Below are 23,783 nucleotides of genomic sequence, written 5' to 3'. Positions count from 1 at the left end.
TGGCAATATCATGTATTACGGTTACTATGACTACTCGCCTTATGACATGCGCCAAAACACAAGAATCATTTCAGACCTTGAGAAGGCGATCAATGGTGAATATTCTGCGATCCAGTGCTACGAAAAACTTGCCCAAAAAGCAAAAAATCCTGAAGCAAAAAAGATCATTCAAGAAATACGTCAGGATGAAGTCAGACACTATCAACTATTTTCAAAGCTATATTATTCTTTAACAGGTAAAAATCACAAACCAAGCGTAACAGAACCTTGTCCAGACCAATTCAGAGAAGGGCTTCTGTTTGCCTTTAAAGATGAACAAAAAACGGTTGATTTTTACTTAAGCGTATCAGACTATGTCCGAGATCAAGGAACAAAAGAGCTAATGAAACGTATCGCTCAAGATGAGCAGCAGCACGCTGTATGGTTTCTATATCTTTTAACGCACCATGTATCATAGATAGTCCTATTTTAATAGGAGAGCGTATGTTCCGTCAAAAGATGAAATCGATATTTCGTTCATTCAAACTGTCAAAGAAAGCGCTAAATGTAGCAAAGCCTCCCATCCCTTCCTCATTTTCAAACGAGAAAATGAGAATTCGATCATTAAAAAAACTCCTCTGCCACAAAGAGCAGAAGGAGTTTTTATGATCTTTTAATGAAATTTTGCTTCATTGCTTTGCTGCTGATGCTTGAGAATCCCATCAATTGATAGCAGCTTACTGCCGCTGAGAGTTAAATAAAGCGCCATGACGAGAAGCGAAAGTTCAAATTCATAACCACCTACAAATCCTCTAGAAAAACCAACAGTGATAATTGCTACTGCCATAATTGGTACAAATAATGCTGCGATAACTCGAGTTCCTAGACCTAAAATCAAGGCGATACCACCGACCAGCTCAATTGTCTTCACAATATAAGCCATAAATTCAGGTACACCGATTTGCCCGAAGAATGCTGCTGTACCTCCCAGCCCTCCTTGATATGCCTGAAGCCCATGTAAAAAGAAAATAATCCCTAAAATAACGCGTACAAAAAGTGTTCCTATTTCTTGATTTGTTTTCATATAGTGATTTCCTCCTGTTTTTACACTACACAATGTAATGTTAATAAGTAAAAAAATTAGTAATTAAGGTTGAGCATAATTATCAAGATCACCATCAGAATGGCTGAAGTGACGATTGGAATCATTGGTACATTAAAAGGAATATTGTAAGTTGGATTTAAGATTTTTTGTATTCTTAAATTCAATGCCCGATCCCCAAAGGACACCGCAAACTTTGTTTGTTTTTGAAACTGGGTTCTTTTTTTAACCAGTTTCAAAAGGGCCTGCCCTACTCCAAGCTCAGTGCCTGTCTTCTGAATGGCATAGTCATCTGCAATCACTTCACGAAAAACAGAGTAGCTTTGTCTCATATGCTTTAACACTGGAATGTACCAAATGACTTTTGTGAGCATTGAGAACATAAAAGCCTTCAAAGGATCATAGCTGTATTTGTGATGCAATTCATGATGAACTACAGCGTCAATCTCTTCTTCATCCAGCATGTCTATGAGAGCTGTTGATAAATAAACCTTTGGGTGAAGCATCCCCATTGCAAAAGCAAGCGGTTCATGACAATGAAATACAATGATATCGTTTTGATATTTCTCTGACAGAGATTCGGTTGACGGTTGTTCGACTGCGAGCATCATATGTCGTTTGAATTGAATGTACTTTCTGATTTGCTTTGCCATATAGAAAATCGCAAAACCCAATGTGGAAAGGACTAAGGCATCCAGAAAGTATTTTAAAGGAGTGAATCCATAGAATTCGAGCACAGACTGGCATACATGAATCAGATTATATGCTTGATTCCAGCCAAAAAAGCTTGATAGCACATAATACCCCATCTGATAAAAAATCGTTAGACCAATCAATATACCGCCTAAAAACAGCAGACTCGACTTCATTTTATTCATTTTGCTGCTCCTCTTTTTTAGACGCTAGCCTTGCTTCAAGCACTTTGAGCAATTCAGGGTCAGCACTTTCAATTGCATCCACCATATGATTGACTGCCAGCGGACCGAAATCGTCCATCAATCCTTGTGTAATCCATTTTGTTTGCTCATTTAGAAATTCTTCTTTTGTTAAAATAGGATTATAAATAGATGAGCGCCCTTTTGTTTTTTTCTCCACAATTCCCTTTTCGGTTAAGCGGTTCAACACAGTCATCACTGTGTTGAAATTAATCGGCTTCTCATCTGACAGCTTTTGCTGCACCTCTTTAATCGGCATATCCTCACCATCATAAAGGATCTCCATAATTCTCCCCTCTAAAGGACCAAAAAAGCGATTCAATCCCTTTTCATTATATTTAAAAGAAGGAATTTTCATGTTATCACCTCACACTAAGTAGTGTAGTGTAATTGAAAATGATAGTCAACTGATAACAAAAATAGGGGAAAATCGTTGTATATTGACTTTGTTTTTGGTAAAAATTATATCTTTCTTTATAAAAATGTACTAATCATTTAGTGATAAGATAATCTTATGTAAATGGTGAAAAAATTCGTATTTTATTTATAGAGACTTTTGTATTATAGTGAAGTTAACAACATTTCACTTACTGAACAAACATATAGGAAGAAGGTTTACATGTAATGAAACAAGGCCTTCGAACCGATCTCATTCTCATTGCGACAAGCGGTTTAGGTGGATTTCTTTTGTCTTTAACAGGTATGTCTATTAGCTGGATGGTAGGTACATTAATCACCGCAGCTTTTATTGCGATGCGCCGCCCCACCCTGTTTCAGCGTAAAGGAACCAGCACCTTACGTATTCACAGCAGATGGCTGCTCCTTGGTCAATTCATTCTCGGAATTGAACTCGGACAGAAAATGAATATGAAGGTCCTTCACATTTTCGCTGAAAATTGGCTCCCTGTGAGTTTCATGCTCATCTTTTCTATTCTACTGGCGATGCTCTCAGGCTTTGTCTTATGGAAGCTGAGCAAAACTGATATGCTGACAAGCTTTGTCGGAACTGCCCCCGGCGGTTTATCCGCTATGCCGGGGATTGCCCAAGAGGTGGGAGCCAATACAGCTGTTGTGAGTCTCGTGCAAACGATACGTGTATTAATGGTTGTACTCACTATCCCCTTTACAGTGTTTTATTTAAATACAAAAAACCAAGCGGATGCGGCTGTAGTTACGCAAGGGAGCGCTTTTTCTTCGGGCGTTTTCACCCTTTCAAACATCTCTTGGACCGCTGCGCTTATTTTAGGTGCCTGGCTCATGTCACGCCTAGCAGTTCGTCTTCATTTTCCTGCCCCTTGGCTGATCGGCAGTATGCTAGGCGTCGCAGCTCTTCAAGTTGGTGCGGGCGCGCTCATAGGTTATGATTTGATTCCTTATTGGCCGGCACAAGCGAACATTGCGTCTCAAGTATTTCTAGGTGCAACCATCGGTTCAAAAATGAATAAACAGATGTTTGTCGGGCTAAAAAACACTCTCATTGTGGCTGTCGTCAGCTCAGCTGGACTAATTGCTGCAACTGTCCTCAGCTCTATTGCCATCGCTGAGATCACAGGTATTTCTGTCATTACAGCCATTCTTGCTTTTTCGCCTGGCGGTATTGCAGAAATGGCAACAACAGCAGTCACACTGCACGAGGATTCTACCTTTGTTGTGGCTGTACAAGTCGTCAGAATTATTCTCGTCATTGCAATGCTGCCACCGTTTTTCCGGTTCTTACATCATGTATGGGCAAAAAGGCAGCCTGATTATAAAGCCGCAAAATAAAAAAGAGACGCTTTGCATATGCAGAGCGCCTTTTTTTATTCGCTGGTATTCCTTTTGACACCGACAACTTGATCCTTTGAAATGGTGCCAAAATGCCGGCTGTCGAAGCTATGTATTCGGTTATCTCCGACCACAAAGTAATGATTGCTTTTAATTTTATCTTCTCCTGTGATGGCTTTCAGCTGAAAATCCCCTGTTAGAACGTTCCCCATTTTATGTTGTTTCTGCTCTTTTAAATAAGGTTCCTTCTTTTTTTCACCATCGACAAATAACTGATCATCTTCATACTTGATCGTTTCTCCTGGGAGTCCAATGACCCGCTTGATCAAGATTTGATTTTTAGGTCCGTGAAATAATACATAATCAAACCGGCTAATTTTCGTGAGTTTTGGCGAGAACTTATTGATTAATAATTCTGTTCCATCTGTAAAAGTTGGGTCCATACTAACCCCTTCTACTTTGTATGTGACAAACATGAAATTCTTTACTTGGAACAATAAGACGATGCCTGTAATAATCATCAACCATAGCAATGGCTTCTTTTTCATTAAGAGCCTCCTTTGTCCTCACGTTTACTCATTCGAATGTTTAACCTATTTTCTACTCTCTTTCCAACATACCATAATACTGCAATAACTAGAACCGCAAAAACACTTCTTAACGGATTCTTAACTAAAGCAGAGAGATCATACCCAATAAAACTAATGATAAAAAGCATGACACACTTACCAGATAAAGTAGCTAATGAGAATTGCCAAAAGCTAATTCTTGATAAACCAGCTACAACATTGACGGCAGCAGAGGGTGTGAAAGGAAAGCAAAGTAAAATAAATAATGGACCAAATCCCCGCTTCTCCACCCAAAGCATTAATTTTTTAATGGAAGGATGCCTGCTAATAAAGTTGAGCATTCTCATTCGTCCAAATTTTCTAATCAGCAAAAAGACAAGAATAGACCCTGCACTTGCGCCAATCCAGGTCAATAAAAAGCCTTCCCACAGGCCGAATGCATTTGCATTTGCTACAGCAAACGCAACGAGTGGTAAAAACGGAAGAAATGCTTCTATTAAAGGGAGCAATATGGCGACAATCGGTCCAAAGGCCTTGTAGCTCTCAAAAAATGATGTGATATTTTCGTGAGTAAATAGGGAAAGAAATGATGTCAACTTGTTTGACTCCTTCAAGGTTTGTCTACTTTTCATTTTACATGGAAAACATAAAAATATACAAATGAATCCCCCCCCTTGAGATTATTTGACTCATTCGATATAATAAACAAGAACATGTGTTCTATTAAGAAAGAAAGCAGGCTTGGACATGACGAGACTATCAAGAATACAGCTTCAGATGATGGAACAGGCCATCTTTCTTCCAATGGTCGTCTCCATCCTCAATCGTGATTTGACTCACTTAAAACAACATCAAACATTTAAACTAAATGAACCATACATTCAGCTAGTGACCTCCGCCTTAAAGGAAGCACAGAAAGCACTTTATGAACTAAAGCAGCATTTACGTAAAGAAAAAATGAAGGTACAGCAAATTGAACACGATGAAGGATTTACAACGTATCTATTTATCATGGATGGCTATGAAGAAAAACATAAATACTTTAATCCACGTATACGTCACCGGGTAGAGGAACTGCTGACTCGGTATTTTCTTCATCAAGCGAATTGAATTTGCTTCATTGTCGCGCGTCTCCATTCAAAGCAAAAAGCCTGCCACAGCGGCAGGCTCCTACATATTATGATAATTCAAGCTGTTCTCTCAGCTCTGTTCTCACTTCTTCTAATCCAGCGCCATCTAACTCAAAGTAATACACATTCCCAGGCTGATAATCATGGCCCTTTAGCTGAATGGTATCCACTGATTTCAATGAGCTCAATAACGGGAAAAGGCCGATAAACTGCTTCATTGACAGATTGGTTGAAACATTATCACCAAGTGTATCAATGATGTTGTCATAGGATGGGATCGAAGAAATGGATTTAGACTTTTCAAAGATGGCTTGAAGTGCTTCCATTTGGCGCTTCCCGCGCATGAGGTCACTGTCTGCCTTTCTCGTTCTTACAAACGCTAATGCTTCTTCACCATTTAACGTATGTGTACCTGTTTGCACATGAACTTTCCCTTTTGAGTCCTTTTCCATTTGTTTTGCGATACCTTCATCTTCAATCGTGACGTCAATTCCGTTTAGCTCATCTACAATGTCTTGAAACGCCTTAAAGTTCCCTGAAATCACATAGTCTACAGGGATGTTCAGCAAATTTTCGACCGTTTTGACTGACAAATCTGCACTTCCAAATGCATGGGCGTGGGCGATTTTATCATATCCTCTTCCTGGTATATCAACATAAGAATCACGAGGAATACTAAGGAGCTTGATGGTTTTCTCTGTTCGGTTCACCGCCGCCAGTAAGACCGCATCACTTCGTGCTTCGTCTACCGTTTCACCTGGACGGCTGTCAATTCCAAGCAAGAGCACCGAGAAGTTGTCCTTTCCTGGATCAAAAGCTTTTACACGCTTTTGCGAGGTGTCTCCTCTTTCTAATGACACTTGCGCCTTATCTGACGCTTTTGAAATTTTAAAGTAGGCATATCCTGTTACGGATACTGCCATCACCATGACAAAAGCCATGATAAACAGCACTGCTTTCACCCAAGGTCTCAGCCTTCTTTTGGATCTTGTTTTTGCTCTAGTTTTTTCCTTCATCCTTTCCGAACCCTCACTCTATCTTAGTCTATCAATGTAGGTTCCACTATAACATATTTTGATGAAAGTTTCCTACACGCAACTTATTTTTATGAACCCACAATTAAAAACTTGTAAAACTCAGATAACCCATGCTTTTCTGCTAGTAGTATTCTTTTTAAATGATTCTGTGTAGTTAGCATTGTCTATCCATATCATCGCAGGTGAGAATCAGAAAAAAAGCAACCTCTAATGTCGGCTGCTTTTTCACCATTATTGAATGCTCACTTGAAATTGTCCCTTCAATTCCTCTTCTGCTTCTTGAAATAACTGCTTTACGTTTTCTGCATACTCGCCAAGAGCGTCCTTGCTCGTGTCAAAATTCACCCATGTCAGCTTTACTGGCAGATTTACTTCTCCTGTCAAACAGTCCCATAGGGCATCAAGATTTTTCCCGTAGTAGTCAGGAAGGTGTAAAACTGTTTTTAGTTGGTCATGAAGCTCTTCTTGCGACCTGCACGATGCACCGTCCAGCTGCACTTTTTTCATGTCATCTTCCCCTCTCATACCTTTATTTTAAACGAATGGAAGGAAAAAGAAAAAGCCAGGCTCCTCACTTTTGTTTCTTGACACTTGAGATCAAAAGGATGAGACAAGCTGCCAAAACGACCAAGAAAAAGACGGTTAACACCATCTGGGTTCCGTACAAATCAGCGAAAAGTCCGACAAAAACACTTGGAAGACCCAGACCTAAATAGGCAAATAAATAAAACCCTGCAACGGCTCTAGCTGCTTCCTTTTTTCCCCTCTCGACAATCAGCTGAAGACCACCTAAATAAGTAAATCCATAGCAGGCCGTACCCGCAAGCATCGTTCCGGCAAGCACAAGAATGATGGATCCGCTATTTGCTCCAATTAGCAAGAGGCCGTATCCGCATGGAAGACAAATAAATCCGGCGAGGAGCGCTGCTGTGCTATTCATTTTGCGAACAAAAGGCTGCATCAGGACACCTGCCATATTAATTAAAAATAGTGCCGGCCCTACCCATAATTCATATCCATTTAATTTAAGCTGTGCTGGCAAAACCGAAATCACAAGGCCGCACACCGACCACGCGACAGCAATCGCTGCATTCGCTGGCATTGTTCCTTTTGGAAATGTTGGCATGTTCATCATCGGTTTACCTGAATCTCCTTGTACAGGCGGAACGAAAAAGAAGACACCCACAATCGTTAGGATTAAAAAGCCCAGCACAATCCAATAGCTAAGCGGCGCAAGCGTCATATGCTGAAAAGAAAGAAGTGCCGTAAAAAGAGCACCGCCCCCAAAGCCAATCGAACTGCATAACGCAATAAACGTTGGAATCCAGTTTGACTTTTCTGGATATAAAGCAATTAAATAAGCGGTGCATGTGCCAACACTCAGCCCAAGCCCCACCCCTTGCAGCAGCCGGGCCAAAAAGAGCATTTGAATGGTAGGATGTACGATCATCAATAAGGTAGCACATAATGAAAAACTAAGTGCAACCAATAAAACCGGTTTACGTCCAGCCCGGTCAGATATCCCCCCAAGAAAAAGCAAGACTGGAATCAGTCCGAAGACATATGCAGCAAATACAAGGGCTGTCGCCGCTTTTCCGTACCCTGCTTGTTCGGCATACAACGTATAAAGGGGCACCTGCAGATTTACTGCGGTTGTAATCATAAAAAGACCAAATAAAACGAATGTAAATGGAATGATAGATAGGTGTGTAGTGTCTTCTTTAGATGCAGGGATCATTTCACTCTCTCCTTTAGTCATAAGCATATGAGAACAGTGTACACACCTTTTGGCTTACTTCCTATATCCAAAAATGACGCTATTGACCACTCCATATTTCCGTATCATCATCATGTTATATGTGACAATGAGAGAAGGTGTCCGATGTATATTTATTTAGACCGCTCAAGTACGACCCCGCTCTGGCAGCAAATCGTGACTGGGATCATTCAACAAATTCATTCCAAAAAACTGAATCCTCATGATCAGTTAACACCGACACGCGTATTAGCACAGGAGCTCAATGTATCAAGATCAACAATACAGCTTGCTTATGATGAACTGCTGGCAAGAGGTTATGTCAGCACATCTAGACGAGGCGGTACGAAGGTCATTTCGAGTGATCACTATGCGGCCTCCGCCCCCCATCAAGGTGAGCCCCCTTTTCCTCTTCCGGTAAGACCACACTTTCAAGAGGCGGAGAAACAAATGAACCACTGGCTGTCGGCCAATCAATTTCATGAAAAGCTTGATATTGATTTTCGTCATCAGGAACCAGCCATCGACGAACATTTCCAAAACATATGGAAACGCTCGCTCATGAAAGCATTACAGCGATTAGAGATGAAAGATTGGGGCTATTCCTCCCCGCATGGTTTATGGGAAGTACGTTCAGAAATACGCCAATACTTATCTGTAGAACGAGGCATTGATGTAGAAGAGGATCAAATCGTATTAACAGGAGGCACGCAGCAAGCCATTGATTTGATTTCACAGGTATTACTCAAAAAAGGCGATACAGTAGCTGTTGAAGATCCAGGCTTTCCTGGAGCAAGGCTTTCATTTATGCATCGTGAAATGAACATTTATCCCGCGCCCGTCGATGAAGAAGGAATGATGGTGAATACATTACCACGAAGAACAAAGCTGATTGCAGTGACACCCTCCCATCAGCGTCCAACCGGTGTATGTATGAGTGTGAGCAGAAGGCAGCAGCTGCTAAAATTTGCTGTCAGCCATCAGTCTTATATACTAGAGGATGATTTTGATGGAGATTATCGTTATCATGGCGGACCGCTTCCTTGCAATCACTCATTCAAAGGCAGCTACCCATTATGGAACAGATCACACTCGCCTCTTTTTTCAGAGAAGGAGACTTCACGAGATATGTCAGGCGAATGAGACAGCTATATAAAAAAAGACAGGCTGCCATGATGGATGCCCTTTTAACACAACAATTTGACAAGCACTTTCATATTTATGGAACAGATACGGGTCTTCATGTCTTTTTAGAAGGAGCACCAGACTTTGACGAAAAAGGCAGTATTGAGGCAGCAAAAGCAGCAGGTATTGGCATTTATCCATTAAGTCCTTATTGTTTTGAGAGCAATCGAAAGGGATTACTACTAGGCTTCGCCTGTACGGACGAAAACATGATCCAAGAAGGTGTGCGCCGCTTAAAGCAAATACTTTATATGTAAAAAAGCTTGGAAGTCCGTCTTCCAAGCTTTTTTACGTTGATTGCTGAATACGGCCGACTTCTTCAATAAATGCAGTTGCCCTCTGCAATCCATCTTGCAGATGATGAGTAGCGGAAATAAACAGCTTTTCTTGATCTGGGCGCTTTAATAGCTGCTCCACCTGACCAATTCCTTTTTCAAATGAATGAAGACCTGTCTTTAACTGTTCATCTGCCTCTTGATACGCGGCTGGAACTTCTTGATGAGCAAGCCCCTTTTGAATCACATGATCAAAGGCTTTCGTCGCCTTTTTCAATTTTTTATTTACTTGGATCTTTCCCTGTCCATCTGAAATAAATTGGTCGGTCATGTTCTCATAAGCTTCATTTAACTCATCCATATAACGCTGAACCCATTGTTCATACGCAGCTTCTTTTGTGTCTTGTTTTGAAGGCGATTGACCTGCTTGCTGGCAGGCTGCTAGTAAGGTCACTGTCAAAGTGAACAGCAGAATCAATTGCGATTGTTTTTTCATACAGAGCCTCCATTTCCTATTCCCATTCGTTCATATCGGTCAAAATAGGAGGATCCTTTACCACATACGAACACTTTACAAGAAATGATTTCTTTTATTGTAACAGACGGCTCGTGTCACTTCTGTGATTTATGAGGAATTGCTTGAAAATACGTCTAAGGATCCACATTTCCCTGTCATTTATTTGGTGAACAGTCTACCGATACACTCTTTAGACGACTGGATATATGGATTTGGTTTCAACAAATTCATGGTCATGGTGGATGTTTTCGTGTCATCATGATGATGCCTCATCAAAGTCGCTTTGTCCTGTTGATTTATTGAAGTTTACCTTTACAAGCAATTTCAAGCTCTTCGACTACTTCACCATCTTGGATGAGATAGGCTTTTTCATGGAGATTGACAGCAGGACAAATATGATTTGGAATGATTTGCACCTTCTCACCGATCTGGACAGTCTGACGGAAGCCTTCGTGATAAATGATGGCATGCTCATCAAATACACTGGAAACAAATACATCATCATAGCCTTTTACTTTGCCTAGTCCTTTTGTTTGTGTCAGACCTTTTGTACGGGTTTGTGCCGTGAGCCCTTTGGCTCCAACATCTGTAATGACACGAGTCTTTGTTGGCTTACTAATGACTGTCGTCAGGACGGCTGCTGCGCAATATGAAAAAGTGCCGATCACATTGGACTGAGAGGCATCCATGAAAATGTAAGTACCAGGTCTGATTTCGGTGACTCCCTTTGGAATATCAAATTGAAATAAGAACGGCGGCGTTGATCCTATGCTCACCACCTCTAGCAGCATGCCTGCTTCTTTTGCAATCTGTGCAAACCGAAGCGTTCGATTCACAGCGTCTTCATATAATGTCTGACAATGCGCTTTACTTTCCGCCTTGTATGTGTGACCATCATGAGAAAAAATCCCTTTTAAATGAACAAAGTCACATGTTTTTATCGCCTGCAAGATTTGACAGAAATCACTCTCTTCAATGACACCAGACCTCTCTTCTCCAACTTCTATCTCAATTAAAACCTCCGCTTTTTTCTCTGCTCCTCGAAAAACCTCTTCAATTTGATGCACATGCTCTACACAATCTATTCCAAATGAAATGTGTATCGACTCTGCCAGCTTTCGAATTCGCTTCAGCTTTGTCTCACCTACAATTTGATTGGCGATAAAAATATCTGTCAGCCCATGCGCTGCCATCACTTCCGCTTCCCCTACTTTCGCTACAGTTAAGCCAGAGGCGCCCATCTCCTCCTGCACCTTCGCAAGACCAGGTGTTTTATGTGTTTTCGTATGAGGACGCAGTTTGACTTGCTGACGGTCCGCATATTGCTGCATAGCAGCTAGATTCTCCATCATCACCTGTTTATCAATTAATAGCGCTGGTGTATCTAGTTCATCATAAGTCATCATCATATCCCCTTCTCTGCTGCTCATTATATAAAATTTTATACATTATATTTAAATTATATAATTTATTATGCAATTATCAATGTTTTTTTCTTCGAGAAAGGAAGACGATATAACATAAGGAGCCCAGCGGCTGTACTGCCGCTGGTTTTAGTTAATATCTGTTCCGTAGCTCCCTTAATATAAAATCGTATACAAGGTTGAGCTGTTGTTCCTTTGGATACAGCATAAATTCTTGTTTTTTAGGAAGACCACCATCAAGGCGATCTTGAAATTTCGTTCGGAGATACGCTGTTCTGTGTACCTGACTCTCAAAAGATTTATATGAGACATCGATTTTGACGGTTTGCTCATTTGTAAAGATGACCACCGTGTCTCCGAGGGATGATTCCTGGAAGGTATGAATGTATTTGTGGGAGATCCAGCCGCACTGAGGACGGTTGGATGAATAGGTTGGGAAGAAATACAGATGATTGGATGAGTCAATTACAATGGGAGGCTTATGAGATATTCCTGTTACTTCATATGTTCCCGCTTTTCTGCCTGCATAGCTTGAGCCGAAGAATCTGCAGCTGCGTTCAATAATTTGCAGGGGCTTTAATTCAACGTAAAAGCTTGTCTCTCTTTCTATGACTTTTGAATATACTCTTTTTCCTTCTTCAACTGGAAGGACCGCCATTGTTGTTTGATTAATGACGTATGAATCTAAAGGTGTTTCACTAATTCCTGACACTTCATTTCCTCCTGTGTTAATTTTTGGTTATTTTAGATACTATTAATCTATCACCAACATATAAGAAACGACAGGATTTTTTCAAAATTTATTAAAAATCATTTTTTTATCGTGTTATTTAGTTCATTTGATCTATCGAAAAGCCTTTTTTAAAGTTATATCACATCGTGTCGATCGGACAAGAGGTGTCGATTCCGCTCAAAAATAAATTGTCTAAAAATTATAAATTCTTGTTGATTTTTTCTCCACCAATCCATATACTATAAAAAAGGCATCGGGGGGATTCTTTATGAAAGAGAAAAAAACGTATGCTGAGCTCATGAAGTCCCGCAACACCCAAAAAACCGAAGAAAACGGCGTGACGATTTTAGACATCTATATTCAAATGGTTTTAGATGAGGCGCTTTATAAACAGCGCTTAACCTTCCTTAGAGAAGAGATTGATAAGGCACTGGATCAGCGTGATGAAAAGCGATTCAACGACCTGTCAGCTCAATATGCAGAACACTGCTTACACTAATCATGATGATTTTACTTGCGGCAAAGAGACAGCAACTCGTCTCTTTACCGCAAGTTTTTTGTTTATCCATTTAAAATGGTTCCGCCATTTACATGCAGAATTTGTCCATTTATATAAGAGGAGTCTTCGCTCGCTAAAAATAAATAGCTCGGCGCAAGCTCTACTGGCTCACCTGGCCGCTCCATTGGAACATCCCCGCCAAATTCGGAGACTTCCTTTTCCGTAAAGGTTGATGGAATGAGTGGTGTCCAAATGGGCCCTGGGGCTACCCCATTTACTCTGATTCCCTGTTTAATAAGCGATAAAGATAATGATCTCGTAAATGTCACGACTGCCCCTTTTGTAGCTGAATAGTCGATCAAGGTTTCATGCCCTTTATAGGCTGTGACAGATGCGGTATTTATGATACTGCTTCCTTTCTTTAAGTGAGGAAGTACCGCTTTTGTTAAATAAAACATGGCAAAAATATTCGTTTGAAATGTTCGAAGAAGCTGATGCGAGGTAATCTGTTCAATGCTTTTTTGCGGATGCTGTTCCCCGGCATTGTTCACCAAAATATCAATGGAACCGAAAGCATCCTTCGTTTTTTTGACGACCTCATTTGAAAACGCCTCATCTCCTAAATCACCTGCAATTAAAATAGCACGGCCTCCCGCCTTTTCAATATAGTCCTTCGTTTCCTCTGCATCGCGGTGCTCACTCAAGTAAACAATGGCGACATTGGCGCCTTCCTTCGCAAATAAGACCGAGACTGCTCTTCCAATCCCGCTGTCCCCACCTGTCACTATGGCTGTTTTCCCTGCTAATTTTTTATTCGGCACCTCTCGATCAAAAACAGGTCTTGGATTCATTTTATATTCAAGACCTGGACGCTCACTTTGATGCTGAGGCGGCAATGTTTTCTTCGGCTGCTTTGTTGACACGTCTGTCCACTCCTTCCTTTTATCTTGTTTATTTTTATGTGTTGGCTATTTTTTTATGTATGTCGAACTAGTTTCCTTTCGAATGTATGTTTTTCTTCATCGAGGAAAAATTATACACAACAAGTGACTAACTGGAGGCGACAATATGGAACAAGAACATAAGGGGTTGGAACAGGCAAAATCGTTATGGATTGCGGATAGTCAAAAGCATTCTTTTCCTGCAGTACATGAGGATCTCACAGCAGATGTCATCATTGTCGGCGGCGGTATTACCGGTATCGCTACCGCGTTTGAAATGACAGAACGCGGGCTGGATGTCATCATCATTGATGCTGGTCAACTGCTGCAAGGTACGACCGGACATACGACAGCTAAGATTACCTCACAGCACGATGTGTACTACCATGAGCTGATCCAGCAAATTGGAATGCCCAAAGCCCGTTTGTATGTAGAAGCAAATGAGAAAGCAAAAGAGCTGATTCAAGCACGCGTTCAAAAGTACGACATTGATTGTCAGCTAGAAGTCAAAGATGCGTACCTCTATACAAAGGAAGAAAACGGTGTCAAAAAATTAAAAAAGGAATTAGATGCCTACAAACAGCTTGGGATTGATCGGGAATGGAAAACAGCGCTTCCTTTTGATGCTGACATCAAGGCTGCCCTAGCAATGACGCAGCAGGCACAGTTCCATCCCCTTCATTATCTCAATGCGCTCATTGACCAGCTCCTAGAGCGAGGTGTACGTATTTATGAACAGACAACTGCTGTTGACGTGAACGAAGGAAACCGCCCTGCTGTCGTCACCAAAAACGGCCATCACCTGACAGGCCGCTATATTATTTCCTGTTCGCACTTTCCTTTTTATGATGGGAAAGGACTTTATTTCACGCGCATTCACCCAGAGCAATCTTATGTGGTAGCAGCCAAAACAACGAAGCCGCTCCCAGATGGAATGTACTTAGGGATCGACCAGCCTGCTCATTCTTTAAGAACGGCAGAATGGGAGGGTGAGGAAGTGGTGCTCATCGGAGGAGAAGGTCATAAAACTGGACAAGGCGGAGATGAATCTGCTCACTATGAAGGATTAGAAAGTTTTGGAGACGCCACCCTTGGAATTGAAGAGGTGCTGTATCGCTGGTCGACACACGATATGGTGACAATGGATCAAATCCCTTACATCGGCCGCCTGACCAAACACCATCAAAATATCTTTGTTGCGACCGGTTTTAGAAAATGGGGCATGACAACAAGCCATGTCGCAGCTACTCTTATCGGTGATTTGATTGAAGGAAAATCGAATCCATCCGAATCCATTTTTACGCCATCAAGGCCTGTTTCTGATTCTTTCGTCAAAGATTTCGTTAAAGAAAACAGCAATGTCGCAGCCAAGCTGATCAGTGGTAAATTAAAACGAACCGATCAAACCATTGATGATTTAAAGCCAGGTGAAGGCGGTATTGTCTCTTATGAACATAAAAAATGCGGTGCCTTTAAATCAGAGGACGGGAACATTTTTCTTGTCGATACAACGTGTACTCACCTAGGCTGTGAAGTCGCTTGGAATAATAGCGACCGCACGTGGGATTGCCCGTGTCACGGCTCTCGTTTTTCTATTACTGGAGAAGTAGTAGAAGGCCCAGCAAAGAAACCACTAAAAAGGTCATATAAAGAACAGTAAAATTTTACTGATTCCCTTTAAAAAATCCAATATTATCCGATAGATAATATAAAGTCTGATAATTTGTGATGATTATAGGGGGACAAAAACATTGTTATTTAAAAAAGAGAAGAAAAGAAAAAACACTGCTTTTTTCACACAGCAGGACGATGGAATAAAACGTATCAACTTTTCTGACAATACGGATATCGCAAAACAAATCAAGATGATAGATCTGACGCAGCATGACCTATTGATTCTAAAACAGCTCAATCCAATTGTTCAGGACGATATCGCACATATCGTTGATAAATTTTATAAAAATTTAGAAGTTGAGTCTTCCTTGATGCATATCATTCAGGATAATAGTTCTGTCGAGCGTCTGAAAAAAACACTCCGCATTCATATTAGTGAAATGTTTGCAGGTGTGGTTGATGAAGCCTATGTGGCAAAACGAATTAAAATTGCGCAAGTTCATTTACGGATTGGCCTTCAGCCTAAGTGGTATATGGCAGCATTCCAGGATCTTCTGCTATCGATTATGGATTTATTTGCTCAGCATATCCAAGATTTCAAAGAATATCAGACAGCAGTGAAAGCGACGACGAAAATTTTAAATTTAGAACAGCAGCTTGTCCTTGATACGTTCCAAAATGAATATTCTAAAATTCGTGATGAAGCAGAACAGCAGCAGCAGGAGCTCCATACAAAGATCACAGAAACATCAAATTCACTTGCTTCTCTCTTCTCTAACACAACAAATGCAGTGGACAAGCTTGTATCAAAATCTGATGAGATGGCAGACATGTCACAAGCTGGAACGCAAATTTCAGCACAGGTTGAGGAAAAATCGATCGGCGGTAAAAAAGAATTAGAAATTCAACAAACACAAATGAACCAAATTGATGGCAGCATGACAAAGATTGAAACAGAAATTAAGCGTTTAGAAGAAATCGCAAAACAGATTGAACAAATCTTTGGGATTGTCACAGGCATTGCAGAGCAGACGAACTTGTTATCTTTAAATGCTTCCATCGAATCTGCACGAGCAGGCGAACACGGAAAAGGCTTTGCTGTCGTCGCAAACGAGGTTCGTAAATTATCAGAAGACACAAAGAAAACGGTGTCAACCGTATCTGAACTTGTCAACAATACCAATTCACAAATCTCCATTGTGTCTCAGCACATTGGGGACGTGAATTTACTCGTGACAGATAGTAAAGAAAAAATGACTCAAATCAATTCGCTCTTCGATGATATCGTCAGCAGCATGAACTTAAGCAAAAATCAAAATGGAAAAATTGAAATAGACCTTCAAACCTTCCTAAACGAACTGAAGGAAGTCAAACAAACGGTGTCTCAAGTTGCCAGCTCAGTCGAATCCTTAACAAGTCTCACAAATCGCTAATCCAGTCTTTTTTCTTCTGCTTTAGTATAATAGAAGAAAAGATAGAAAAGGCGGGATTTGATTGACAACAATTTGCCTAGTCAGACACGGGGAAACAGATTGGAATGCAGCGAAACGAATTCAAGGACGAACAGATATCCCTTTAAATGATACTGGTAAATGGCAGGCTGAACAAACGGGCCTTTATTTAAAAGATGCCCATTGGGATGTTGTCATTTCCAGTCCACTTACAAGGGCAAAAGAAACAGCACATTTGATTTTAAAACATGTAGATGCGCCTCTTGTCATCATGGATGATTTCATTGAGCGTGATTATGGCGATGCTGAAGGCATGTCATTTGAGGAGCGCCAAAAGCTGTTTCCAAATAAACAGTATCCAAATATGGAGCCGCTTGAGACAATCCAAGATCGAATGGTAGAAGGCATTGAGAAAGTCAGAGCAGCCTATCCGAATCAACAAGTCCTAATCGTGGCACACGGCGCTGCCATCCATGCTTTACTCACCACCTTAGCGGATGAACATCTTGGTCTTGAGAACACGAGACTCGTCAATGCTTGCTTAAATTATGTGGAATGGAAAGATGGTAAATGGAAGGTGCTTGATTACAATGTGGTCAGCCATTTAACTCAATCCTCTCCTACTTAAAGAACCTGTTATGTAAACAGGTTCTTTTTAAATGACAAAAACAATGATAAAATAATATTTTTTTATATCGAAATTCGAAATAGATGCTAGACGTTTCTACCTATTTTAAGGCTTTTCGTGTATCGAATATTTCTCCAGAAATGGATCATAAGAAAAAAAGCACACTTCCTTTTTAATAGATAACCGCTGAAATAGTAGAATAAACATATTTTACCATCATTTCCAAGTGACTTAATTCCCCAATTTTCGCTAGGACTTTCACAAAAATTCAGGTCTACTCTTATTTGCCTACTTCCATTAAACTGAATATACAGAATAGTCAAACGGATCATTCTTATAGACTACGGATGATTATTCTGAAATAAAAAAAAGGGATGTGGATTGTGCGTGAAAAAGAAAAATGTGATGACAAGTGTTTTATTGGCTGTCCCTCTTTTGTTTTCAGCAGGGTTTGGAGGCTCCATGGCAAATGCCGAGACGGTCTCAAAGTCAGATAGTGAAAAGAGCTATATTGTTGGCTTTAAAGCCTCCGCCACCACAAACAGCTCTAAGAAACAAGCCGTCACTCAAAATGGTGGAAAACTAGAAAAGCAATATCGTCTCATTAATGCCGCACAAGTAAAAATGTCCGAACAAGCCGCGAAAAAACTTGAACATGACCCTAGCATTGCTTACGTAGAAGAAGACCACAAAGCAGAAGCATATGCACAAACCGTCCCTTATGGAATCCCTCAAATCAAAGCTCCCGCTGTACACGCTCAAGGTTATAAAGGTGCTAATGTCAAAGTAGCTGTCCTTGATACGGGCATCCACGCTGCACACCCTGACTTAAATGTTGCAGGCGGTGCCAGCTTCGTCCCTTCAGAACCAAATGCCACCCAAGACTTTCAATCACATGGAACTCACGTAGCCGGAACGATCGCTGCCCTTGATAACACAATTGGTGTTCTTGGGGTCGCTCCAAGTGCTTCCCTATATGCTGTTAAAGTATTAGACCGCTATGGCGACGGACAATATAGCTGGATCATTAGCGGTATTGAATGGGCAGTAGCCAATAATATGGATGTCATCAACATGAGCTTAGGCGGACCAAACGGTTCAACAGCGCTTAAAAATGCCGTTGATACAGCGAATAATCGCGGAGTCGTTGTTGTGGCGGCTGCAGGTAACTCAGGTTCCACTGGTTCTACAAGTACCGTTGGCTATCCAGCAAAATATGATTCTACCATTGCCGTTGCCAATGTAAACAGCAACAATGTCAGAAATACGTCTTCCAGCGCAGGTCCTGAATTAGATGTTTCTGCACCTGGTACTTCTATTTTAAGTACTGTACCAAGCAGTGGATACACTTCCTATACTGGAACGTCTATGGCGTCTCCTCATGTAGCAGGAGCAGCAGCGCTTATCCTTTCTAAGTACCCGAACCTATCAACTTCTCAGGTCCGTCAGCGCTTAGAAAACACAGCAACACCGCTTGGTAACTCCTTCTATTACGGAAAAGGGTTAATCAACGTTCAAGCGGCTTCTAACTAAAAAAGAATAAATAAAATCCGGCTGATGCAGCCGGATTTTATTTATTGCTTCCTCGATGTTTCCTCTTTTTCCGCTGCTTTTTCCATCTCCATAATTCTCTCCATCATCGTTGGGTGCCCGTAGCGGAAGACCTTCACTAAAAGTGGTGGATTCACCTGAGACAGTCCTGATTTTGCAAGCTTTTGAAAAGACGTCACCCCTGCCTCTCCGTCTTTAGTCAGGTTTATCGCATACTCATCTGCTGCACGTTCTTGATGTCTTGAAACTGCATTTGTAAAAGGTGATGCTGCAAATGACAGCATCGATACAATCATGAGAAGAAGCGGAAGAGCGGCGATATCGCGCGGCTCCCTCAGCCGAAATAGAACTGCTCCTTTGCGATAGAAATAAAAATAGAGACGGTCGATTGCAAAAAATCCCGCAAACGACAGTACTAAATATCCTGCTAATCCTATATAGACATGCTTCATGACGTAATGTCCCATTTCATGCGCCATGATAAATAAAATTTCGCGATCTTTCAGCTTTTGCAGTGTCGTATCCCATAACACAATACGCTTATTTTCACCAATCCCTGTGACATAAGCATTCATCGTGTTCGTTTTCTCAGACATATTGACCTCATATACATGATCTGCCGGGATATGAGCTTTGTCTGCAAGCGTTAAGATCTTGTTCTCAAGAGCTTGATCCTTTAGTGGATAAAAACTGTTATATAACGGATCAATGACGACTGGCTGTATAAAGAAGAGAAATAGTGTGAATGGGACTGTCAGACACCAAGCATACAGCCACCAGCGCTTTCTTCTTTTTTGAATAAGCCAAAAGAATATAATTGCACATAGGGCAAGAAGCGGATATTGAATCCAGAAATCTAGAATTTGATCTTTCAACCAGCTTGCCGTACTTTGAGCAGATACTCCGTAGTGCAAAGACAGCTGATAGCCGATCCACTTAATGGGAAGCGCAATCAGCATTGTCAACAGCGACAATACAAACACATATACAAGTTTGCTTAAAAATGTAAAACGAGCTGCTGCCAGACTCCAGTCTGCTAATTTTCGTGAAAACCCTGAAATGAGCAGAAGAAAAAAGACATACCAATCTAATGGAATTGTCATGAAAAACAGCAAGTTACGTATGTTCGAGAAATTCTCGCTGATGACAAGCTCATGGCTTGTCATAAAGGTATGCGGATCTGCACTTGTTCCTTTTACACTGTCAGGAACCGATGCATCCCCAAATAGAAACAAATAAGAATAAATAAAAAGACCGTACAATATGTATGCTACCGTTGCAAGAGCTACCCATTTACGTCCTCGCACAGGTCAGCCTCCTTTCCATCCCTTTCTTTATTCTAAGCATCCATTCTTTTGTTTAGAACCTGTCTCATGTGGCTCCATCATAGCATGCCCTATCTGAAAAAGCTTTCACGAAAAAAATGATTATGCTACTCAAAAATCGGAGATGCTACATATAAAATAGTGAGTTGGAGGATCGAAATGAAGAAAATCCTTGCAGGAGTTGTGATCTTTGGACTTTTACTTATTACCTTCTTTTATGTATTCAGCCGGACGAGCGACATCTTTGATGAGAATCGAGCAGAAAAATTGCTCCTTTCATCTGAAAACGAGTCCATTTCTTATGAAATAGATGATAAGGACACAGCAGAAGATTTAATAGAAGAATTAAACAAAGGCAAACAAACAAGCAATCATCTCAAAAAAAATTTAAAGAAACCAGATTATATCGCCAAGGTGATGTACGGCCGAACAAACGGCACCACCTTTCAGCTTTGGACAAACCGTTCGCAGGTTGTTTTTTTAGTAGATGGGACTTATTATGAGCTGAATCAAAAACAGTCTCATTCTTTTCAGAAACAGTTAAAAGAAGCCATTCAAAAGAGCTGAAATTTTATCTCTTTGTCTTCTGAACAGTGTTATAGAACCTGTACACACTAAGGGAGTCTCTTCATAAGAGAGACTCCCTTTTCTTATTTACTTTCCTCTGCTTGATACTTTTCCTTTAGTGCTCTTCTTAAAATTTTACCTGTTGTGTTCTTTGGAATATCATCTATGAAATGGATCGTTTGGGGCTGCTTATATTTCGCTAAAAAGCGTGAACAATGTGTGATGATGTCTTCTTGATCGATGTGAGCATGTTTCTTAGGGGAAATGTAACAGACGACAGCCTCTCCGGTGTTCGGATCCGGCACACCGATGACAACGGCTTCTGCTACAGCTTCATGTTGATAAAGCACTTCTTCTACTTCTCTTGGATACACATTATAACCGCCAACGAGAATCATATCCTTTTTCCGATCGACAATATAAATGTATCCTTCTTCATCTCTTCTTGCTAAATCACCGGTGTACAGCCACCCGTCTCTAAGTGCAGCTTCAGTATCTTCTGGCATTTGATAATAGCCTTTCATAATGTTGGGTCCTTTTGCTATGAGCTCTCCGACTTCATTTGGACCGACTTCTTCTCCTAGTTCATTCACAATCTTATTCTTCACATTCATAATGTCGGTCCCGACTGAACCAGGTTTTCTCTTTCCATCAAGAGGGTTGAATGCAGTGACTGGGGAAGCTTCTGATAATCCGTAACCCTCCAGCACCGTGACACCAAATTTTTTCTCAAAACCGTGAAGTAAAGCAACAGGCATTGAGGCACCGCCTGATATACAAATTCTCACAGAGGACATCGCTTTTTCATGCCCTTCCTGGCGGTATAAATAGTTATACATAGTCGGAACACCAACAAATAACGTGGGCTTCTCTTTTTCCATCATTCGCAAAAGCTCTGATGGGCTGAAATGCGGCAGGACATAGATGGTCGCGCCATGAATCAGTGGCGCATTCATACAAACCGTTAAACAAAATACGTGGAACATCGGCAATGCGGCAATCACCTTGTCCTTTGCATCAATGGATAGGTACTCAGCAACGTCTCTAGCATTTGAATACAGGTTGAAATGAGTCAGCATCGCACCCTTTGGTTTTCCTGTCGTGCCAGATGTAAATAAAATAACTGCCGTATCATCCTGATGAATAGAAGGATGCACGCTCTCTTTCGCATGGCCAGACACAAGCTTTCCAAAGAAGACAAGTTGATCTGATACTTCCTTAAAACTTGATCTGCACGCAGATTCATTTTCTGCACAAATAATCACCCGTTCAATAGACGGAAGCTGTTCGTACACCTGCTCGTACACTGGCAGTAGCTGTTCAGGGGCAACAAAGCCTTTTACATCACCTGTAATCAGCATATAGCCAATTTCACTAGGCGTGTATGTTGGATTGATTGGTACTACGACAAGCCCTGCCTTTAAAGCACCAAAAAAAGAAATGACAAAATGCGGTGAATTTCCTAAAATAAGCGCGATATGATCCCCGGCTTGAAACCCTTCGCTCACTAAACCATCTGCAAAGCGCTCGATACTTGTCATGAGCTCTCGGTAGGTCCACTGATTTCCTTCAAAGATCAGTGCGATATCTTCTCCTTTCGTCATCGCCGTCTGCTCTAGATTTTTGATCAAATCCATTCTCCCACCCCTTACATGTCATCAATGAATGAATAACCATTCATTTTATGGCCAAACATTCCTCCTTTCTATTATAATAGACAATTGAAAAAATCCACAAGATCAAATGTAAATCGCTTTCATTTCTTTCAATCAAAAAAGCACCGCTATCTCTAGCTGTGCTTGTCCCTCTTAATAAATCAAATCAAGAAAATCCTCTTTTGATACGTTGCCGAAGTAGTGGCGCATGTCCATATCCTCTAATACGTCGCTGATCGTTTTGCGATCATACTGCTGCCCAATGAGTCTTTTTTCAATATCAGCAATATCCCCTACACCAAAGAAATCACCAAAGATCTTGCAATCCTGGATCATTCCTTTTTTCACTTCTAATCGAAGATCAATGGAGCCTGCTGAGAATCTCTTAGAATGCTGCAAATTAAATTTCGGCGAACGGCCGTAGTTCCATTCCCATTTTTGATATCGATCACGAGAAATCTCGTGAATCTTTTCCCAATCCTTCTCAGTCAACTGATATTGAGGAACATCCCCATTCGTGTCGAAAATGTAGCTTAACAGAATTTTTCTAAATTCTTCTGTTGTCATCTTTTGATCCATTAGTTCACTAATATTGGCAACCCTGCTTCTAATGGATTTAATGCCTTTTGATTCAATCTTTTCTTTTTTCACATTTAAAGCCGAAACAACATGTTCAATTTCTGAATCAAATAGGAGCGTGCCATGGCTGAAAATGCGCCCTCTTGTAGCAAACTGAGCATTTCCAGAAATTTTCCGACCATCTGCCATGATGTCATTTCTGCCACTTAATTCAGCTTTGACGCCTAGCTTTTCAAGCGCCTGAATGACTGGCTCCGTAAACTTTTTAAAATTATGGAAGCTGTCCCCATCATCTTTTGTGATAAAGCTGAAGTTTAAGTTTCCTTTGTCATGATAAACTGCCCCGCCACCGGACAGACGGCGGACAACTTTGATGCCGTTGTCTTCGACATACTTTGTGTTGATTTCTTCTATTGTATTTTGGTTCTTTCCAATGATAATCGACGGCTGGTTAATATAGAACAGCAAGTACGTTTCTTCTGGGTCTAAATATTTTAAGCAATATTCTTCAATTGCCAAATTAATCATTGGATCATAATGTTGTTCGTTATCGATAAACAGCATCTC

26 protein-coding genes and 1 pseudogene are annotated in these 23,783 nt (G+C 40.9%); 12 read left to right on the top strand and 15 right to left on the bottom strand.

The features are described 5' to 3' along the window. Nucleotides 1-10 precede the first annotated feature (10 nt). Entirely contained in the window at nt 11-457 is a 447-nt protein-coding gene (locus SB660_RS13360; RefSeq protein ID WP_061407295.1) for a ferritin-like domain-containing protein, read from the top strand. Between the two features lie 195 nt (nt 458-652). Here the strand turns inward: SB660_RS13360 and SB660_RS13355 are convergent, their stop codons facing one another. The 3 genes from SB660_RS13355 to SB660_RS13345 are packed head-to-tail and all read right to left on the bottom strand — an operon-like array spanning nt 653 to nt 2,374. Further along, complete coding sequence (locus SB660_RS13355) at nt 653-1,063, bottom strand: DoxX family protein (protein WP_058014363.1); 411 nt, start codon at nt 1,061-1,063, stop codon at nt 653-655. A gap of 56 nt (nt 1,064-1,119) precedes the next feature. Then, nucleotides 1,120-1,959: a M56 family metallopeptidase gene (locus SB660_RS13350; protein ID WP_339165440.1), complete on the bottom strand. Its 840-nt coding sequence runs from the start codon at nt 1,957-1,959 to the stop codon at nt 1,120-1,122. Beyond that, nucleotides 1,952-2,374: a BlaI/MecI/CopY family transcriptional regulator gene (locus SB660_RS13345; protein ID WP_058014365.1), complete on the bottom strand. Its 423-nt coding sequence runs from the start codon at nt 2,372-2,374 to the stop codon at nt 1,952-1,954. The genes SB660_RS13350 and SB660_RS13345 overlap by 8 nt, the downstream gene beginning before the upstream one ends. Nucleotides 2,375-2,640: 266 nt before the next feature. Here SB660_RS13345 and SB660_RS13340 point away from each other — a divergent pair, with 266 nt between their 5' ends. Then, nucleotides 2,641-3,780, top strand: a complete 1,140-nt coding sequence (locus SB660_RS13340) for an AbrB family transcriptional regulator (RefSeq protein WP_410582882.1) — start codon at nt 2,641-2,643, stop codon at nt 3,778-3,780. Between the two features lie 35 nt (nt 3,781-3,815). Here SB660_RS13340 and lepB read toward each other — a convergent pair whose 3' ends face one another. Further along, the gene (gene lepB / locus SB660_RS13335; protein WP_144462407.1) at nt 3,816-4,328 is read right to left on the bottom strand and encodes a signal peptidase I; all 513 of its coding nucleotides are present in this window, start codon (nt 4,326-4,328) and stop codon (nt 3,816-3,818) included. After that, nucleotides 4,328-4,981 carry a TVP38/TMEM64 family protein gene (locus SB660_RS13330; RefSeq protein WP_058014367.1) on the bottom strand — a complete coding sequence of 218 codons (654 nt, stop codon included), beginning with the start codon at nt 4,979-4,981 and terminating at the stop codon, nt 4,328-4,330. The genes lepB and SB660_RS13330 overlap by 1 nt, the downstream gene beginning before the upstream one ends. Nucleotides 4,982-5,096: 115 nt before the next feature. On the opposite strand from SB660_RS13330, the gene SB660_RS13325 reads away from it, so the two are divergent. After that, nucleotides 5,097-5,459 carry a YhjD family protein gene (locus tag SB660_RS13325; RefSeq protein ID WP_003210969.1) on the top strand — a complete coding sequence of 121 codons (363 nt, stop codon included), beginning with the start codon at nt 5,097-5,099 and terminating at the stop codon, nt 5,457-5,459. Between the two features lie 67 nt (nt 5,460-5,526). Here the strand turns inward: SB660_RS13325 and SB660_RS13320 are convergent, their stop codons facing one another. The 3 genes from SB660_RS13320 to SB660_RS13310 all read right to left on the bottom strand — a co-directional run bounded on the left by SB660_RS13320 (nt 5,527) and on the right by SB660_RS13310 (nt 8,254). Next, a complete protein-coding gene (locus SB660_RS13320) occupies nt 5,527-6,495 on the bottom strand; it encodes an LCP family protein (RefSeq protein WP_339165436.1) in 969 nt (322 codons plus the stop codon). Nucleotides 6,496-6,747: 252 nt separating this feature from the next. Next, a complete protein-coding gene (locus tag SB660_RS13315; protein ID WP_058014369.1) occupies nt 6,748-7,023 on the bottom strand; it encodes a barstar family protein in 276 nt (91 codons plus the stop codon). 64 nt (nt 7,024-7,087) lie between these two features. Next, entirely contained in the window at nt 7,088-8,254 is a 1,167-nt protein-coding gene (locus tag SB660_RS13310; protein WP_339165435.1) for an MFS transporter, read from the bottom strand. A gap of 144 nt (nt 8,255-8,398) precedes the next feature. Here SB660_RS13310 and SB660_RS13305 point away from each other — a divergent pair, with 144 nt between their 5' ends. Together SB660_RS13305 and SB660_RS13300 are read left to right on the top strand one after the other, a co-directional pair. After that, nucleotides 8,399-9,415 carry an aminotransferase-like domain-containing protein gene (locus SB660_RS13305; RefSeq protein WP_410582879.1) on the top strand — a complete coding sequence of 339 codons (1,017 nt, stop codon included), beginning with the start codon at nt 8,399-8,401 and terminating at the stop codon, nt 9,413-9,415. Continuing rightward, nucleotides 9,412-9,714: an aminotransferase-like domain-containing protein gene (locus SB660_RS13300; protein WP_410582877.1), complete on the top strand. Its 303-nt coding sequence runs from the start codon at nt 9,412-9,414 to the stop codon at nt 9,712-9,714. Before SB660_RS13305 ends, SB660_RS13300 begins: the two co-directional genes overlap by 4 nt. A 31-nt stretch (nt 9,715-9,745) precedes the next feature. Here SB660_RS13300 and SB660_RS13295 read toward each other — a convergent pair whose 3' ends face one another. From SB660_RS13295 to SB660_RS13285, 3 genes are all read right to left on the bottom strand, one after another. Then, nucleotides 9,746-10,228, bottom strand: a complete 483-nt coding sequence (locus SB660_RS13295; protein ID WP_268466937.1) for a hypothetical protein — start codon at nt 10,226-10,228, stop codon at nt 9,746-9,748. A 317-nt stretch (nt 10,229-10,545) separates the two neighbouring features. Then, a complete protein-coding gene (locus SB660_RS13290; protein ID WP_339165434.1) occupies nt 10,546-11,652 on the bottom strand; it encodes a D-TA family PLP-dependent enzyme in 1,107 nt (368 codons plus the stop codon). A gap of 154 nt (nt 11,653-11,806) precedes the next feature. Beyond that, nucleotides 11,807-12,385 (bottom strand): competence protein ComK, encoded by a 579-nt coding sequence (locus SB660_RS13285; protein ID WP_339165433.1) that lies wholly within the window; start codon nt 12,383-12,385, stop codon nt 11,807-11,809. Nucleotides 12,386-12,674: 289 nt separating this feature from the next. On the opposite strand from SB660_RS13285, the gene SB660_RS13280 reads away from it, so the two are divergent. After that, entirely contained in the window at nt 12,675-12,905 is a 231-nt protein-coding gene (locus SB660_RS13280; RefSeq protein WP_003210924.1) for an IDEAL domain-containing protein, read from the top strand. 62 nt (nt 12,906-12,967) lie between these two features. Here the strand turns inward: SB660_RS13280 and SB660_RS13275 are convergent, their stop codons facing one another. After that, on the bottom strand, nt 12,968-13,828 hold the full coding sequence (locus SB660_RS13275; protein ID WP_058014373.1) for an SDR family oxidoreductase: 861 nt from the start codon (nt 13,826-13,828) through the stop codon (nt 12,968-12,970). 145 nt (nt 13,829-13,973) lie between these two features. On the opposite strand from SB660_RS13275, the gene SB660_RS13270 reads away from it, so the two are divergent. The 5 genes and pseudogenes from SB660_RS13270 (at nt 13,974) to SB660_RS13250 (ending at nt 19,072) form a co-directional block, all read left to right on the top strand. Next, complete coding sequence (locus SB660_RS13270) at nt 13,974-15,506, top strand: FAD-dependent oxidoreductase (RefSeq protein ID WP_410582873.1); 1,533 nt, start codon at nt 13,974-13,976, stop codon at nt 15,504-15,506. A 91-nt stretch (nt 15,507-15,597) separates the two neighbouring features. Then, nucleotides 15,598-16,137 (top strand): annotated as a pseudogene (locus tag SB660_RS13265) (protoglobin family protein); the annotation flags it as partial. A gap of 144 nt (nt 16,138-16,281) precedes the next feature. After that, a complete protein-coding gene (locus SB660_RS13260; protein WP_404841025.1) occupies nt 16,282-16,893 on the top strand; it encodes a methyl-accepting chemotaxis protein in 612 nt (203 codons plus the stop codon). Between the two features lie 61 nt (nt 16,894-16,954). Continuing rightward, complete coding sequence (locus SB660_RS13255; protein WP_058014376.1) at nt 16,955-17,539, top strand: histidine phosphatase family protein; 585 nt, start codon at nt 16,955-16,957, stop codon at nt 17,537-17,539. Nucleotides 17,540-17,926: 387 nt separating this feature from the next. Further along, a complete protein-coding gene (locus SB660_RS13250) occupies nt 17,927-19,072 on the top strand; it encodes a serine alkaline protease SapB (protein WP_339165431.1) in 1,146 nt (381 codons plus the stop codon). 41 nt (nt 19,073-19,113) lie between these two features. Here the strand turns inward: SB660_RS13250 and SB660_RS13245 are convergent, their stop codons facing one another. Then, the gene (locus tag SB660_RS13245) at nt 19,114-20,397 is read right to left on the bottom strand and encodes a M48 family metallopeptidase (RefSeq protein WP_058014378.1); all 1,284 of its coding nucleotides are present in this window, start codon (nt 20,395-20,397) and stop codon (nt 19,114-19,116) included. Between the two features lie 177 nt (nt 20,398-20,574). Here SB660_RS13245 and SB660_RS13240 point away from each other — a divergent pair, with 177 nt between their 5' ends. Next, the gene (locus SB660_RS13240) at nt 20,575-20,982 is read left to right on the top strand and encodes a YhfM domain-containing protein (protein WP_058014379.1); all 408 of its coding nucleotides are present in this window, start codon (nt 20,575-20,577) and stop codon (nt 20,980-20,982) included. A gap of 83 nt (nt 20,983-21,065) precedes the next feature. On the opposite strand, the gene SB660_RS13235 is transcribed toward SB660_RS13240, so the two are convergent. Beyond that, the gene (locus SB660_RS13235; RefSeq protein WP_410582870.1) at nt 21,066-22,619 is read right to left on the bottom strand and encodes a fatty acid--CoA ligase family protein; all 1,554 of its coding nucleotides are present in this window, start codon (nt 22,617-22,619) and stop codon (nt 21,066-21,068) included. 171 nt (nt 22,620-22,790) lie between these two features. After that, a complete protein-coding gene (gene lplA, locus SB660_RS13230; protein ID WP_044140700.1) occupies nt 22,791-23,780 on the bottom strand; it encodes a lipoate--protein ligase in 990 nt (329 codons plus the stop codon). Nucleotides 23,781-23,783 lie beyond the last annotated feature (3 nt).

Source organism: Bacillus sp. SIMBA_005, assembly GCF_046535585.1.
GTDB classification, from domain to species: Bacteria; Bacillota; Bacilli; order Bacillales; family Bacillaceae; genus Bacillus; species Bacillus pumilus.
The sequence above is the reverse complement of the archived record's forward strand: the minus strand, read 5'-3'. Positions and strand labels throughout refer to the sequence as shown.